A 15,343-nucleotide genomic window follows, 5' to 3' on the forward strand; every position below is an offset into this window, starting at 1 on the left:
GAGACCAGCTATGAAAAGTCAACCATAGATTAGCTGGAAATTATTAAATCATTTTCGTGGTAAAAATGGGTAACCTTAATAAGGCTCCCTGATGGGTGCTTTTAAACAAATCTATGATGTAGGTATCCAGACCTCTTAATTGAGGTTAAATTCTACTTCGTCAGTGAGCATCTTCCAGATGACTCTGACAAGCTTGCCGGCACAGTGCCCGAGGGCATTATAGTGAGTCCGGCCTTCAGCCATCTTGGTTTCGTAGTAAGCCTTGAAGGTGGCATTATTTTTAACAACATTGTGAGCTGCATTAACAAGTGCATATCTGAGAACTTTGGATCCACGTTTGGACATTCTGGTCTTCTTAGCCTGAAAGTTTCCAGACTGATAGACAGAAGGATCTAAACCGGCATATGCAAGCAGCTTGTTGGGGCTGGAGAAACGATGTATATCACCGATTTCACCAAGTATCATTCCTCCATTGATATATCCGATACCAGGAATGGTCATAATGACAGAATCATTGAATTTCATTATTTCTGTCATTTCAGCTTCAACTCTTTCTAATTGGCTATCGAGTAACTCTATTTGTTGTATGGTGTGAGTTACCTGGATAGATAGAGAACTGTCGCTGGCACCGACAGACTTCTGTGCGAGAACTCTTAACTGCTGAGCCATCTCTTTATCAAAGCGTCCATGCGAGTTCACTTTGAGAAGATGAGCCAGATGAGTCATATGCATAGAAGCAATAGCTTCCGGTGTTGGTGCTTCCTTGAGAAGCGCATAGACAGATTTTTGATGCAGACCTGATTTGAAGAAATACTGCAATTCAGGGAATATCTCATCTACGTAAGAAGTCAGCTGAATCTTTAGGCGGGTTCGCTGCTTAATGGTTTTCTGACGGAAGCGTCCAAGGGCTTTTAAGTCCATCAGATCAAGATCATAGAAGGTCACAAATCTGAGAGATTCCTGCATCATGAGAGTTTTGCAAATGATGTATGTGTCGACTTTGTCAGTCTTCGTTTTGCGAATGTTGTTCTTACGCATAGTAGAAGTCTTGATGGGGTTCAACACACACACTTTGTAATTCTTAGCAACAAGATATCGAACAAGGTTGTCGCCGTAGTGTGCCGTCGATTCAAGACCAATGATGAGGCTGTCCTTGTCTAGAGGATCTAGCTTGGAAAGCAGCAGTTGGAAGCCATCATTGTCATTTGTAAATTTGAACGGCTTGATTAGTTCTTCACCATCAGAAGATATGGCTGAGGCAAAGTGATTGAGTTTGGCAATGTCAATGCCTACATAAATCATGAGGTTGTACCTCCCTTTCTAAAGTCTGATACCGTGATATCCACCATCGATTATCATCGTAGACTTGATGGAAATAAGTACTCAGATTACTCCGGCAACATCCAGCTATAAACAATTCAGATAAAGGTAGCGGCAATACACTCCTACGAGTAGTCAGAGCTACAGGAAAAAATCAAAAGTCCACAGTATCTGAATGTATTGAACCACGATATTAAAATGAAAGGAATGAATGATTATTAGCTTCTAAATAATCATACAAGAAAAAATGACAAATTTCCATTCGCTATGACAAAGAAATCATTGGTTGTGTATATTGTTTTTACAGTTCTTCTGGGACTATTTCTGTTTTTGGTCATAGGAGATATGGTTGGAAAATGTGCGGCATGCATTGTTTGTCCGATGCTCATTGCATATTTGCTCTATGCGTATTGCAAGGAAAGTAAAGCAGATACGAAAGCTCGTGAGATGAAAGCACAATATATGAATGGCAGTTATTTTGAAAGCCCTGAGTGGCATGAGAAATATGTAGCCTATCTCAATGAGCACCCTTTTGAGAAACCTAAATATCAAAGCATGAAACTGGATTTATTAAAAAGATTTCAAAGACGGGAATATCTTGTTAATATGATATTGCCATTGTTCCTGATGTTTTGTACCTTGTGTCTTATTCCTTTAGGGCGTTATTATATGGCCATCATAGGATTTTGCCTATTCGGATTCTTTTTTTGGCTAGAGTTTTCACTGTATATAGGAATGCCGGTACGGAAGTGGTTGAAGGGCGATATTGATTATGAGGAGCTTGAAGCGTCATATTTAAAAAGTAAGATGCTTTTCTATAAAACAAATGCATTAGCATTTGGAACTACACATTTACATGGATTTACAGAGAAAAAAATATATGCAATAGATTATCGGTTGGTGGAAGGAATATCAAGAAAAATAGTACGTCTTAAGAAGTATGAGGATGGAATTTATAATACGGAGGAGTATCAGCATTTTGCAGTTATTCATGTCAGACTGCCAAGAAGCGGAAACATTTACGATGTTGAGATCGAACTAAATGAGTTTCAGGTTCAAATGGCAATTGATAAGTTATCCACTTGCAAAATTGGTGAAGATTTGATAGGAAATCTTTCTGTAAACGAGCATAAAGAAAATGAATAAAAAAAGAAACGAGTGAGCCGCTTGAGTAAAAACTGTACGGTTGTAAAACTCATTTTCTAGATACATTTTATAACAGAATTAGATGATTTGTCAATCCGAGTATTTGAAAACTTGTCCGCCGGAATATCGGATGTTCCGCGCAAATGCACAGATGGAAGAGAAATCCGCAGACTACCAACAAAAGAAGATTTGGAATAATTAGGAACAAAGTTATGACGAAATATTATTTGACAAAAATTATTTATAATGGATTAACTTATTTTTTTATATGGTATAGCAACGATGAAGATGGTTTCTTGCTTTTTAATCAACGGCTGTTAGTTTTTTCTAGTGTCGAAGAAGCAAATATATTTGCGGATAAGGAACATATTATTTTTGAAAAAGGAATAACAGTCTTTTATCTATCTAAAATTACCGAGTTAATAGATAATGTAGAAATATCGCAAAATTGTCAAAGTTTAATAGATACATGGCATTTATTTAGTGATTTATCAAAATCACTAAATGAAGAATTTGTAGGAGATTATAATGATGAAGAAATTGTTGATATTTATAATAAGTTATTCTATGGAAGTAATTTGAAACTTCTAAAAAATGAAGAATATCATCCTAGTTTTAATGTTGATGAAAAAAATAAATGTTTGGAGATTTTTCAAAGTGGGTTATCAATACTAAACAAATATCTTAATTATGATTTTCGTAAATAAAGATATTATTTTGTTAAATAAAGAATATTGTGGTGACGTAGCTTTTGTCATGAAGAAGAGTCCCTCTGAAAATGAGAGATACGTTACAACCTGTACCTGTGGCACACCGAGACGCAAGCGGATGTATCAAGTGGAGAAAATCGCGCTTGTGGATTTATTTCCGTGGACGGAACACACAGAAATGGTCTGCTTACTGTCGCGTAAAGTCCTAGTTTAAGTGGACTAGAGGGCTTTTTTGAAGATTATGTAACTGTGTTTTTGGCAGGAAAAAATGTTTATAGAATAAAGAAATTAAAGAAGGGGCAAAAATTTGTAGATGCAGCGATTGTCTGTTGGAATAGTATCGGTGATATTTGGTTGTCTGCGAACAGATGGACTCTTTGTTGGAAATGAGTTTGTAGTTGGAGGAAATAGAATTATATGGGGAGAAATGACAAATTTCCGTTTGCCATGACCAAGAAATCATTGGTTGTGTATATTGCTTCTATAGTGCTTATAGGACCGCTCCTGTTTTTTGTCAGAGGAGATATGGCTGGAAAATATGCGGCATGTATTGCTTGTCCGATGATCATTGTATATTTAATCTATGCCTATTGCAAGGAAAGCAAAGCAGATATGAAAGCCCAGGAGACGAAAGTGCAATATATGGATGGCAGCTATTTTGAAAGCTCTGAGTGGCATGAGAAATATGTGATCTATCTCAATGAGCACCATTTTGAGAAACCTAAATATCAAAGCATGGAAATGGATTTATTAAAAAGATTTCAAAGACGGGAATATCTTGTCAAAATGATATTGCCATTGTTTCTAATGTTTTGTACCTTGTGCCTTATTCCTTTAGGGCGTTATTATATGGCTATTATAGGACTTTGCCTGTTCGGATTCCTGTTTTGGCTGGAGTTTTCACTGTATATAGGAATGCCGGTACGGAAGTGGTTGAAGGGTGATATTGATTATGAAGAGCTTGAAGCGTCATATTTAAAAAGTCAGATGCTTTTCTATAAAACAAATGCATTAGCATTTGAAACTACACATTTACACGGGTTCACAGAGAAAAAAATATATGCAATAGATTATCGGTTGGTCGAGGGAATATCAAGAAAAATAGTACGCCTTAAGAAGTACGAGGAGGGAATTTATAATACGGAGGAGTATCAGCATTTTGCAGTTATTCATGTCAGACTGCCAAGAAGCGGAAATATTTACGATGTTGAGATCGAATTAAATGAGTTTCAGGTTCAAATGGCAATCGATAAGTTATCCACTTACAAGATTGGTGAGGACTTGACAGGAAATATTTCTGTAAATGAGCACAAAGAAAATGAGGCTGTAATATAGCCAATGCAGTATTTAGCATTGCCTAAAAAGGATAAAGAAGATAAGGAGACTCCCTGGACAGAAAAACCGAAGCCCTAAACTACCTGAAACAATACCCCAAGATGGCAAAATGGATGAATACCTGCATTTGCTGTGGCTCAATGGGTTATAACCCGGATATGCCGGACAAGATTACTTCGAGAGATGGCAATGGAGAATATAACACTGTATTTTCAATAAACATAAAGAAGTATTTTTCTCCACTGAGAGTAAATGACATGGGAATGTGCGCCATTTGTCAGAAATATTGGAGAGAAAATCATTAAGCAACTTGATATGATGAAATTGAGGCTTGTAGCAATAAGCCAAATAGAAAAGGAGAAAAGACGATGGAATTTATATGTTACCCAAAGTGTTCAACCTGCCAGAAGGCAAAGAAATGGCTTGACGAGAATAGGATAGAATACACGGAGCGTCACATTGTGGATGATAATCCTACATATGAGGAGCTTAAGAAATGGTATGAGAAGAGTGGACTTCCGCTCAAGAGATTCTTCAATACGAGCGGCATGCTGTATAAGGAGATGAAACTGAAGGACAAGCTTCCGGACATGAGCGAGGATGAGCAGTTGCAGCTTCTTGCGACAAATGGCATGTTGGTGAAGAGACCGCTTGTCGTTGCTGAAGGTTTCGTGCTGACTGGATTTAAAGAGAAAGAGTGGACAGAGATGATGCTGTAGTAGGAACGTCCCCGTGGAGAAAAAATGAAAAAAATTGGTGTAAACAACAATTGGGAAATGCATCGCGTAGGCGATGACGATTGGATCACGGCGACAGTGCCGGGATCGGTGTATGGGGATCTGCTGCAGGCGGGCAAGATGGAAGATCCGTTCTGGAAGGACAATGAGATAGAAGCACTGAAGCTGATGGATTACGATTATGAGTACCGCACCAGCTTTTCGTGTGATGATGAGCTGCTGGGATCGGATGAGGTTATCCTTCGGTTTGAAGGGCTGGACACCATTGCGGATATCACGCTCAATGGTGTGAAGCTTGGACACGCCGACAATATGCACAGGACATGGGAGTATTCGGTAAAGGATACCCTGAAGCAGACGGATAATATATTAAGTGTATATTTTTATTCGCCGACAAAGTTCATCGCAGATGCATTTGCGAAGGCTCCAACACGGGGAACCGAGGATGCCATGAACGGATTTGTACATATCAGAAAAGCTCACTGCATGTTTGGCTGGGACTGGGGCGCACATCTTCCAGATGCAGGAATATGGCGGCCGGTCAGCTTGCTTGGCATTGATACCGCACGGATAGATTCTGTTGAAATCCTGCAGCATCATGGTCAGGACTCAGTGGAACTTGATATAAAGCCGGAGATAGAATTTGTCCGGAAGTATATTGGTTCTGGATCAGAGACGGGACAGCTGAGTGTAAAAGTTAGAGTAGTAGATCCGGTTGGAAACGAAATTATAAATAGAATATTAAATGAAGATATCACGAAGAATATACATATAGACAACCCACAGCTCTGGTGGCCGCGTGGGTATGGTGAGCAGAACCTTTACACTGTTTCCGTTGACCTTGTGAAAGATGATGGTACGGTGGTTGACAACTGGACGAGAAAGATCGGCCTGCGGACAATAACCATGGACCGTACAAAGGACAAATGGGGAGAGAGGTTTGCCACCTGCGTAAACGGTGTAAATATATTTGCCATGGGTGCGGATTACATTCCGGAGGACCATCTCCTTGGACGTGTGACACCTGAGACCACAAGAGCTCTGCTTGAGAAGGCGGTATTTGCGAATTTCAATTCTATACGTGTGTGGGGCGGTGGATATTATCCTGACGACTGGTTCTATGATATGTGCGATGAGATGGGACTTGTGGTGTGGCAGGATTTCATGTTTGCGTGTGCTGTCTACGATCTCACACCAGAATTTGAGGCAAATATCACCGCGGAATTTATTGACAACTTAAAGAGGATCCGCCATCATGCGTCACTCGGGCTTATGTGTGGCAATAATGAGATGGAGCAGTTTGTTAAGGAGAGAAAATGGGTGAGCAAGGACAGCGAGGTTCGGGACTATATTATTATGTACGAGCGAATTCTCCCGCAGATCATGAAGCAGTATGCTCCACAGGTATTCTACTGGCCAGCGAGCCCGTCCTCAGGTGGTTCATTTGATGATCCGAGAGATGAGAACCGCGGAGATGTGCATTATTGGGCTGTGTGGCATGGTGATAAGCCATTTTCTGAGTACAGAAAGTTTTGCTTCAGATATCTTTCCGAATTCGGTTTCCAGTCATTTCCTTCAAAGAAGACTGTTGAGACATTTACGGATGATGAGCGTGATATGAATATCTTTTCATACATTATGGAGCGGCATCAGAGAAATGGCTCGGCAAATGGAAAGATAATGAATTATATGCAGCAGACATATAGATATCCATCTGATTTCGAGACGGTTATCTACGCATCGCAGCTTCTGCAGGCGGATGCTAACAGGTATGGCGTCGAGCATTTTCGAAGAAACAGAAATGATGACAGGTGCATGGGAGCAGTGTACTGGCAGTTCAACGACTGCTGGCCGGTTGCATCCTGGTCCAGTGTGGATTACTGCCAGCGCTTAAAGGCGCTGCACTACTATGCAAGACGTTTCTTTGCTCCGATCATGATCTCCTGTGAAGAGGAGGGCATGCTTGGAAGCGGACAGGAGCTGGTGAGACTTCCATTTGAATTCCCGAAGTCCATACGCCTCTGTGTGGCAAATGAAACCATGAACACAGAGAAAATACTTGTGTCCTGGCAGTTGAGGGATGCGTCAGCTCGTGTTCTTGAATCCCACGAGGAGGAGATCACTGCGCCAGCGCTGACGAGCGTATGGCTTGACAAGGTTGAACTTCCTGGTATCGACATTTACCATCAGTATGTGAGCTATCAGGCAAGTATGAAAGGACAGGTAATATCAGAGGGGACTGTCATATTCTCATATCCGAAGTATTTCTGCTACGAGGAGCCTCATTTGCAGGCGACAGTGGATGGCGACTATATCACAGTCAGTGCGGATGCTTATGCGAAGAGTGTGGAGATCCTGAACCAGAATGAGGATCTGATCCTGTCGGATAATTATTTTGACCTGAATGCAGATTCAAAGACTGTAAAGGTTATAAGTGGAAGCGTAGATAAGCTGAGGCTTAGAAGTGTATATGATATAAATTGACCTTGATAGGATAGAGTTACAGATAGTAAATGCCAGCGCTTAAAATGCGCTGGCATTCACAATTTTCATAGTTTCGAAGATGAGAGATAAATTAGTATACCCCCGCAGGATACAGATCGCCATCCGGAAGAACAGGTGGCTCTTTCTCGGTGTTCTCAGGTGTAACTTCCTTGCGTTCACCAGGGGCAATCTTGATCGTTCCGGCACTTGACTGTACATAGATCACGCTGTAGCCGATATTTTCTACATATAATGGCTTTTCGTCTGTATATTCGGAGTAGAACTCGATATTCTGATAATGCGGGAAATATCTCACATCAACAAGCTCATTGCATTCCTGACCTTTATTGTATGCGCTGATCAGAAAACTGTCCTGAAATGTTCCGACGTGCGGGTATGCCGAATATTCGCAGGGAGTGTTGTCTTCAGAATCTTCTGGCACATAATACAGTGAATGAAAGTAATACTCACAGAAATTGGCAAGTACAAGAAGAACTTTTCCCGGTTCTATAACAGGTCTGAGCAGCGTGTCCATTCCTTTATATTTCTTACTCAGGACTTCATAGTCAGGGATAACCTCTGAGTATTCATCCTGATGTTCCCAGTCGCAGTACGCAAGAGGACAGCGATACACGCTGTTCATAGTTGTGACAACAAGCTCCTCGGCCTCGGTATCTACATGTATATCATTTACAACCGAAGTATGGATCCATGTGCCATCTGTGAGTCTTTGATGTCCGGTTACGACGCCGTGTCCCATCTGGTATCGTTCGCCTTCTGATACAAATGACTCAACATACCAGTAGTGAAGCATGAGCTTTTCGTTATCATTTACCAAATTGTTCACATAGGAATCGATGATCTGTCGTCCCAGAAGCTCATAGCTACTTCCTGGAAATGGTCTGGACATTCCCATCACTATCCTGCGTCCGTTATATGAAAATACCAGCTTGATCACCATGCCGTAGTCCTTTATGACACCTTCTATATCATATTTGTCTGAATATACACGTATTTCTTTCTTGAGCATTGAACCATCCATACAAGCTTCCACCTCATCTTTCTATATTCTGTAATATATATTATGATTATCCATCTTTTTACCTGGATTGGTCAATCAACTGGTAGTTTAATAAAAATTGGGCGTACTCTAAGGTTTGATAATTAATCGCCTTAAAAACTTATTAGTGGAATGTTTGGAGGTACAGGATAGAACATAGGTAAAATATGGTGAAAGGTCGTAAAACAAAGACATTAAGTAGTAAATAAGGTCATCATGCATTTTCGGTAATAAGATTAGAAGAAGACGGTGACATCTACAAGATTGTCAAAAACAGATTGTAAGTACGGAAAGAAGTCCTGTTTAAAACGGGTAATTTTGGAAGTGTCCGGAATTTTAGTAAAATCACAGAATTCCCTGAGATACCTAGAATAATGTAGAAAGACGAGCAAAAGGGAATCCTCAAAAATATCTGTCAAAGTGAGTTGTTTTTGTGGTATCATAGGTATGTCTCCTTTCGGGGCGTGGTTTATGGTTTATGAACAATTCCATTATATCACAAACCATGAGGAGATTTTTGATTTTAGTAACAAAAATGCCGTATTTATGCGGTTTGTGGCGTTTTGCAAACGCCTAAAGATGGTATAGATATGATACCAGATTTGCGTTACCGGTTTACGATGAAAGTGGTGAGGTTGATCGATACAATGTGTTTAGTGCAAGATTATTGATCAGACATACCGCTTCTGGGAAAATGTATCTGTACGATGTTTTAGAAATAAAAAAAGAAACGAGCAAGCCTTGTCAGGTGTAAAACCCTACCCAGTAGAAAACCCATTTCTTAATAAGTAAAGAATAAATCATGCTAAAGAAAAAGTCAACAGACATTTGAGGCGGAGGTTTCGGATTTGTAAATATTATTTATTTTAGCTTGAAGAGGCTGGAAAGGACATAGATTGAATTTACAGGAGACATTAAAACACTATTTTGGATATGACAGTCTGAGAGCAGGGCAGCAGGAGCTTATAGATGGAATACTTGCAGGCAGGGATGTAGTTGGAATCATGCCAACCGGAGCGGGTAAGTCGCTGTGTTATCAGCTCCCTGCACTCATGATGGGTGCTTCCGGTAAGGGCATAACGATAGTTATCTCACCTCTGATATCTCTTATGATAGACCAGGTTAAGGCACTGAACCAGGCGGGAGTTCACGCTGCGTATATCAATAGTACATTGACAGAAGGACAGATCAGAAAAGCTTTGGAATATGCCGGACAGGGCAGATATACACTCATGTATGTTACCCCGGAGAGACTTGGCACTGCGCAGTTTCTGGATTTTGCCGGCAAGGCAAGTATTGCAATGGTGACAGTTGATGAGGCCCATTGCATATCCCAGTGGGGACAGGATTTCAGACCAAGCTATCTGGAAATAGCGGATTTTATAGATAAGCTGCCAGCGCGCCCTGTTGTGGGTGCGTTTACCGCTACAGCAACAGATATAGTAAGGCGGGATATCGTCCAGAATCTTAGACTTGAATCTCCTGTCACGATTGTCACAGGGTTTGACAGACCGAATCTGTTCTTCAAGGTTGTGAACAGGAAAGGCGGACGTGAGACGGACAACAGTGTATTGAACTATGTCAAGAGACATGAGGGAGAGAGCGGGATCATATATTGTGCTACCAAGAAGAATGTGGAGAAGGTACACAAATTGTTGGTGGCACATGGAATATCTGCCGGCCGGTATCATGCCGGATTATCGATGGAGGATCGCAAGAGGAGTCAGGAGGATTTCACATATGACAGGCTCAGTGTGATGGTGGCGACAAATGCATTTGGCATGGGTATCGACAAGTCAAATGTGAGGTATGTGCTTCATTATAATATGCCGCAGAGCCTTGAGTATTACTATCAGGAGGCTGGAAGAGCCGGACGTGATGGTGAGGAAGCGGAGTGCGTACTGTTCTTCTCAAAGCAGGATATCATGATAAACAAGCGTTTGCTAGAACATAAGGTTAGTTCTGCAAATGCAGGAATAGACGATGATGAACTGCGGGCAAATGACCAGCGGAAGCTGAATCAAATGATACGTTATTGTGAAACGGATCAGTGCCTGAGACAGTATATACTGAGGTATTTTGGAGATGAAAGCCCTTGCACATGTGACAAATGCAGTAATTGTGTTGTGACGGAGGAAGAGACTGAGCAGTCATACATAACTGACAAACGTGCTGTGAAAAAGATGGCGGTGATGGCTGATCTGACAGATGAGGGAATGAAACTGTTTGAACTTCTCCGGGCTGGACGCCTGGAGCTTGCAAGGAAGCAGAATGTGCCGCCATTTATCATTTGTTCGGATAAGACTCTCAAGGATATGTGCATTAAGTTGCCGAGAAACAGTGAGGATATGAAGAACGTATATGGTATGGGAGTGCAGAAGACGGAGAGTTATGGAGAGACATTTGCAGAGATTATAGACGAATTCTGCCTTGCACATACGGAATATGTGGAGAGCATGAAAGCGGAAGCTTTGGATTCTGACAATCCTGGTGACTTAGGGACACAAGGTGTGGAATCGGAAAAGCAGCGCAGAAAAGAGAAAACAGTCAGGAAGAAAGAGTTCTATATTGATCCGAACATGCTTGATGATGTGGAGATCGTCGATGAATGTATTGTTTCTGAGCTGGCGAATCGTATAAATGAACTGAATCAGAAACAGGGAATCACAGGCATGAAAAAGCTGACAGCGGCATTTATCAATGGTCTGCTACAGCAAAATGGCTACATTGAAGAACTGGACATGGATGATGGCAGCAAGACTAAGCGGGTTACCTCAAAAGGGGCGGAGATTGGAATTCGTGAGGAAGAGCGGAAAGCGAAGTTTGGCAGAACATACTATGCGATCACACATAACAGGGAGAGCCAGAGGGTGATAATAACTCTGCTTAAGGAGTATTTTTCGCAGGATACGGTGAGGGAATAGTGGAGTGAGAAAAATATTATTCATCTTAAAGGGATCGAAATCGATACGTTTAAAAAGAAAGTGATAGATTACTTTATGATTAACAATAGATTGACAATAATGAGGTATGAAGATAATGGTATTTGAAACTATATACAGTTTGTATGAAAAAGAAGTAGTAAACGAGATTAAGAAATTAAAAACGGATGAAGAAATAAAATTTATTGAAAGAAAAGGAATTATACGAGATATTGTGTTGAAAAGGTTGGCAAAAGCATTAAGTGTGGCTGTATACAGAAATGGAAAGATAGAGGATGTACATGCGGGGGAATGCGAAGGGGAAGACTATTTTAGAGGTATACCGGATAGTTGTATGAAAGCAATTAATATTGATGTTTGTAATAAAATATATACGATGTTAAAACTATTGCTTAGTACAGATGAGGATGATTTTAAGATAGCTAATGCAGTTCTAAGATTCTCAGAGATGTGTGCGTCAGATTGGAATGAACCAGAACTGGATGATAGTATATACAATAAAGAACTGCTTGATTTGTTGTAATCATTTTTAGAAAGGGATCAGACATATGAAGATAATAAATGCAACATCAAAAGACAAAGAAGAGCTGCTCTCACTCTATCACGCCATGATAGGCGGACCATGTGAGTGGAGCGAGAATTATCCTGACGAGAATACCATAGCATTTGACCTGAAGAACGAGGATCTGTTTGTTATGAAGAATGACAAAGAAGAGATTGTAGCCACAATATCCATAGATCACGACGATGCCGTTGAGGCACTTACGTGCTGGAGAGACGATCTGGCTCCATCGGGAGAACTTTCAAGGCTGTGCGTCAGGAAGGATATGCAGGGACAGGGAATTGCGAAGACTATGATGAACTATGCCTGTGATGTCCTGAAAAGCAGAGGCATGAAGGGCGTTCATATACTTGTCAGAGAGGGACATGTGGTGGCGCTTTCGACATACGCCAAGATTGGCTTTGAAACGGTTGGAGAGTGTGATCTTTTTGATAAGCATTTTGTATGTATGGAACGGGAATTCTAAAGAGGTAGATATTGCAAGTTATAGGATGCAGCTGCAGCTATATTGTAATATAATGGGGGTGTATTGTTTGATGAGTTATAGAGATGAGACATTTCTATTATATAAGAATGACGAGTGGAGGCGCACAGAATGATAATTACAATAGGCAGAGAGTGTGGATGTGACGGCGATGAGGTGGCAGCAAGACTTGCCTCAAAATATGGTATAGCCTGTTACACAAAGAAAGAGATAATAAGGCTGGCAAAGGAGAAGGGTGTGTATGACAAATATCCGTTTTTCTTTGGAGAGAAGGCTATAGATTCTATGATGCAGTCGGTGTCAGATGACTTTGTCGTGAAGAGAAGAAAGACCCCGGAGGAGGTACTTGAGAGATTGCTTGACGGACAGGATGGCGTTGTAGTGGGAAGAGCCTCGGACTTTGCATTCAAGAACAGGAACGATGCAGTGAGAATATTCCTGTGCGGAGATAAAGACAGCAGAATAAAGAGGATAATGGACAAGCATGGCATATCAGAATCAAAGGCAAAGAGTATTGTGGAGGAGACTGATGCCAAGCGAAGAAGCTATCATGACTATTACTCAGGAGAGAACTGGGGATATTCAGGACATTATGACCTGTGCCTTGATGAGGCGAAGCTCGGCGTGGACGGCGTAGTGGAGATGGTCGCGGCGTATATGAAGGTAATTGGCAAGTAGAACAGAGACAGATGGCAGGCAGATAGAAGCCGGATAGTGTGAGTTAGTCAGAGAGGTTTCTGACATTATGATTTGAAAGGTATAGATATGGGAGAAAAAGCAACAGGAAAATACAGCCTTTTGGTTCCGGAAGGGAAGTATTCGTTTAAAACACTGAGCCCTGTGACCATGCATGATCTGGGATTGGACATGATATGCAGGCAGTTGTCTGCAAATGAGTCCGAGCAAAATTATATAATGGGAGTTATGTCACGGATATATGCAGATCCATCTGTTACAAAGTACAGAGGTGGTGTGTTTGACGACATAATTGGAAATAAAAAACTCAGAGACGACATGATGGAGATTCTTGGGAAGATAAGCTTTCTCAAGGATTACGGCAGCTTTAAACGCGATTATGATGAGAATTCAGGTATATGGGATCTTATGCACAGACTTGATGAGATAGACGATTACATAGAATGCGTTGATTCGTTATATTCCTGCCTGAAGGATAAAAACTTGAATTCCGAGGGATTTACAGGTCTTAAGGAGTATGTTCAGAATATATATGAGGACAACGGTTTCAGTGAGCTGAAGAAGGACATATCAGAGCTGAAAAAGGTGAGTGGTGAGGTTCGAAGTATAACTATAGGAATTAATCTGAACAGCAGATATGAGGCTGATGGCGTTGGCTTGATATCTGTAAATAGTAAGCAATTTACAAGGGGCGGTGTGCTGAGCAATTTCTACGGTCATTTGATGTCCAGAGATAAGATAAGTGACAACCTCGACGCTAAGAGTGACTTCAGATTTCAGCCGTTAGATGCGGTAAATGAAGCATTATCCAAATTTCAGCAGGAACTTCAGGGAAGAGTGGTAACCGGGGGCGCAAATAATCTGGCGGCAGGTATGGTGGGAATCCCTGATTCTGACAAATCTAAAGACATTACGAGGTATACAGACAGGGTAGTCACTAAGCTCATAACAAGAATTGTAAAGAGAATGAGGGAGACGTTAAATAAGTATGTGTCGATTACCATAACTGACATGACGGATCTCATACCGGAGCTTACATACTATATAAGATGGGCTGAGTATATAGAAAAATTGCAAAGCAGAGGTGCGGTATTTTCCAAGGCAAGGGTTGTGAACTCTGCATATCAGCCGGACGCAGGTACATCTAAGGAAGCCAATTCCAAGAGCAGATATTATATGAAGGCTCGTGGCGTATATAATATCAAGCTTGCGGCATTTGATACGGAGGAGTCGGAGCACATAGTGACCAATGATCTGGACTTTGACAGCGAGCACAGAGTGTATATTCTGACAGGAGCAAATAGGGGTGGAAAGACGACCATAACCCAGACGATAGGTCAGCTTTTTGTACTGGCTCAGGGTGGTATATATATCCCAGGTGATGAATTTGAATTTGCTCCAGTGGACTGCGTATTTACACATTTCCCTGCTGACGAAGACAAGACCCTGGATCTTGGAAGACTTGGTGAGGAGTGCAAGAGATTCAGGGAGATATTTGACGGTGCGAATGATCGCAGTCTCATACTTCTCAATGAGACATTTTCAACCACATCATTTGAGGAGGGCTATTATATAGCCAGGGATTCCGTGAGAGCTATTCTGACAAAGGGAACGAGAACGATATACAACACGCATATGCATAAGCTGGGCTTTGATGTGGATGAGATGAATGAAGGGCGTACAGAGGGCAAGGTATATTCGCTGATCGTACACAACGAGGGCTCACAAAGATCTTACAAGATCGAGATAGCGCCACCTGCTGGTAAATCATATGCCAGTGACATAGCGGAGAAATATGGTGTTACATATGACATGCTGGTGAATAAAGAAAAATAGTTGGCTGTATGCACTGCTTGTGGATGATATT

12 protein-coding genes and 1 pseudogene are annotated in these 15,343 nt (G+C 41.2%); 10 read left to right on the forward strand and 3 right to left on the reverse strand.

Annotated features, from left to right (window positions below; all coding sequences use genetic code 11):
• Positions 1-135: 135 nt before the first annotated feature.
• Positions 136-1,302 carry an IS110 family transposase gene (locus DWW70_RS12735; protein WP_118018530.1) on the reverse strand — a complete coding sequence of 389 codons (1,167 nt, stop codon included), beginning with the start codon at positions 1,300-1,302 and terminating at the stop codon, positions 136-138.
• Between the two features lie 363 nt (positions 1,303-1,665).
• On the opposite strand from DWW70_RS12735, the gene DWW70_RS12740 reads away from it, so the two are divergent.
• The 5 genes from DWW70_RS12740 to DWW70_RS12765 all read left to right on the forward strand — a co-directional run bounded on the left by DWW70_RS12740 (position 1,666) and on the right by DWW70_RS12765 (position 7,732).
• On the forward strand, positions 1,666-2,466 hold the full coding sequence (locus tag DWW70_RS12740; protein ID WP_243017727.1) for a hypothetical protein: 801 nt from the start codon (positions 1,666-1,668) through the stop codon (positions 2,464-2,466).
• 212 nt (positions 2,467-2,678) lie between these two features.
• Positions 2,679-3,173, forward strand: coding sequence for a hypothetical protein (locus DWW70_RS12745; RefSeq protein WP_021984481.1), 495 nt, complete (start codon positions 2,679-2,681; stop codon positions 3,171-3,173).
• A 420-nt stretch (positions 3,174-3,593) separates the two neighbouring features.
• Positions 3,594-4,511, forward strand: a complete 918-nt coding sequence (locus DWW70_RS12750; RefSeq protein WP_118016903.1) for a hypothetical protein — start codon at positions 3,594-3,596, stop codon at positions 4,509-4,511.
• A gap of 368 nt (positions 4,512-4,879) precedes the next feature.
• The gene (locus tag DWW70_RS12760) at positions 4,880-5,230 is read left to right on the forward strand and encodes an arsenate reductase family protein (RefSeq protein WP_055145229.1); all 351 of its coding nucleotides are present in this window, start codon (positions 4,880-4,882) and stop codon (positions 5,228-5,230) included.
• Between the two features lie 24 nt (positions 5,231-5,254).
• Positions 5,255-7,732, forward strand: coding sequence for a beta-mannosidase (locus DWW70_RS12765; RefSeq protein ID WP_118649976.1), 2,478 nt, complete (start codon positions 5,255-5,257; stop codon positions 7,730-7,732).
• A 91-nt stretch (positions 7,733-7,823) separates the two neighbouring features.
• Here DWW70_RS12765 and DWW70_RS12770 read toward each other — a convergent pair whose 3' ends face one another.
• A complete protein-coding gene (locus tag DWW70_RS12770; protein WP_118649977.1) occupies positions 7,824-8,774 on the reverse strand; it encodes a hypothetical protein in 951 nt (316 codons plus the stop codon).
• A 266-nt stretch (positions 8,775-9,040) separates the two neighbouring features.
• Positions 9,041-9,193: pseudogene (locus tag DWW70_RS15260) on the reverse strand (transposase); the annotation flags it as partial.
• 495 nt (positions 9,194-9,688) lie between these two features.
• On the opposite strand from DWW70_RS15260, the gene DWW70_RS12785 reads away from it, so the two are divergent.
• From DWW70_RS12785 to DWW70_RS12805, 5 genes are all read left to right on the forward strand, one after another.
• Positions 9,689-11,716 carry a RecQ family ATP-dependent DNA helicase gene (locus tag DWW70_RS12785; RefSeq protein ID WP_118649978.1) on the forward strand — a complete coding sequence of 676 codons (2,028 nt, stop codon included), beginning with the start codon at positions 9,689-9,691 and terminating at the stop codon, positions 11,714-11,716.
• Positions 11,717-11,822: 106 nt separating this feature from the next.
• Positions 11,823-12,257: a hypothetical protein gene (locus DWW70_RS12790; protein WP_133300880.1), complete on the forward strand. Its 435-nt coding sequence runs from the start codon at positions 11,823-11,825 to the stop codon at positions 12,255-12,257.
• A gap of 25 nt (positions 12,258-12,282) precedes the next feature.
• Positions 12,283-12,762, forward strand: coding sequence for a GNAT family N-acetyltransferase (locus DWW70_RS12795; protein ID WP_118649979.1), 480 nt, complete (start codon positions 12,283-12,285; stop codon positions 12,760-12,762).
• Between the two features lie 129 nt (positions 12,763-12,891).
• Entirely contained in the window at positions 12,892-13,458 is a 567-nt protein-coding gene (locus DWW70_RS12800; protein WP_117550274.1) for a cytidylate kinase-like family protein, read from the forward strand.
• 87 nt (positions 13,459-13,545) lie between these two features.
• Positions 13,546-15,312, forward strand: a complete 1,767-nt coding sequence (locus DWW70_RS12805) for a MutS-related protein (RefSeq protein WP_118649980.1) — start codon at positions 13,546-13,548, stop codon at positions 15,310-15,312.
• Positions 15,313-15,343: the final 31 nt, after the last annotated feature.

It is taken from the genome of Coprococcus sp. AF16-5 (genome assembly GCF_003479365.1).
In the GTDB taxonomy this organism is placed as follows: domain Bacteria; phylum Bacillota; class Clostridia; order Lachnospirales; family Lachnospiraceae; genus Coprococcus; species Coprococcus aceti.

What these genes read in the sequence shown, in the direction of transcription:
- DWW70_RS12735 (WP_118018530.1), bottom strand. Translation starts at nt 1,302, where the DNA reads ATGATTTATGTAGGCATTGACATTGCCAAACTCAATCACTTTGCCTCA.
- DWW70_RS12740 (WP_243017727.1), top strand. Translation starts at nt 1,666, where the DNA reads ATGGTTGGAAAATGTGCGGCATGCATTGTTTGTCCGATGCTCATTGCA.
- DWW70_RS12745 (WP_021984481.1), top strand. Translation starts at nt 2,679, where the DNA reads ATGACGAAATATTATTTGACAAAAATTATTTATAATGGATTAACTTAT.
- DWW70_RS12750 (WP_118016903.1), top strand. Translation starts at nt 3,594, where the DNA reads ATGGGGAGAAATGACAAATTTCCGTTTGCCATGACCAAGAAATCATTG.
- DWW70_RS12760 (WP_055145229.1), top strand. Translation starts at nt 4,880, where the DNA reads ATGGAATTTATATGTTACCCAAAGTGTTCAACCTGCCAGAAGGCAAAG.
- DWW70_RS12765 (WP_118649976.1), top strand. Translation starts at nt 5,255, where the DNA reads ATGAAAAAAATTGGTGTAAACAACAATTGGGAAATGCATCGCGTAGGC.
- DWW70_RS12770 (WP_118649977.1), bottom strand. Translation starts at nt 8,774, where the DNA reads ATGGATGGTTCAATGCTCAAGAAAGAAATACGTGTATATTCAGACAAA.
- DWW70_RS12790 (WP_133300880.1), top strand. Translation starts at nt 11,823, where the DNA reads ATGAAGATAATGGTATTTGAAACTATATACAGTTTGTATGAAAAAGAA.
- DWW70_RS12795 (WP_118649979.1), top strand. Translation starts at nt 12,283, where the DNA reads ATGAAGATAATAAATGCAACATCAAAAGACAAAGAAGAGCTGCTCTCA.
- DWW70_RS12800 (WP_117550274.1), top strand. Translation starts at nt 12,892, where the DNA reads ATGATAATTACAATAGGCAGAGAGTGTGGATGTGACGGCGATGAGGTG.
- DWW70_RS12805 (WP_118649980.1), top strand. Translation starts at nt 13,546, where the DNA reads ATGGGAGAAAAAGCAACAGGAAAATACAGCCTTTTGGTTCCGGAAGGG.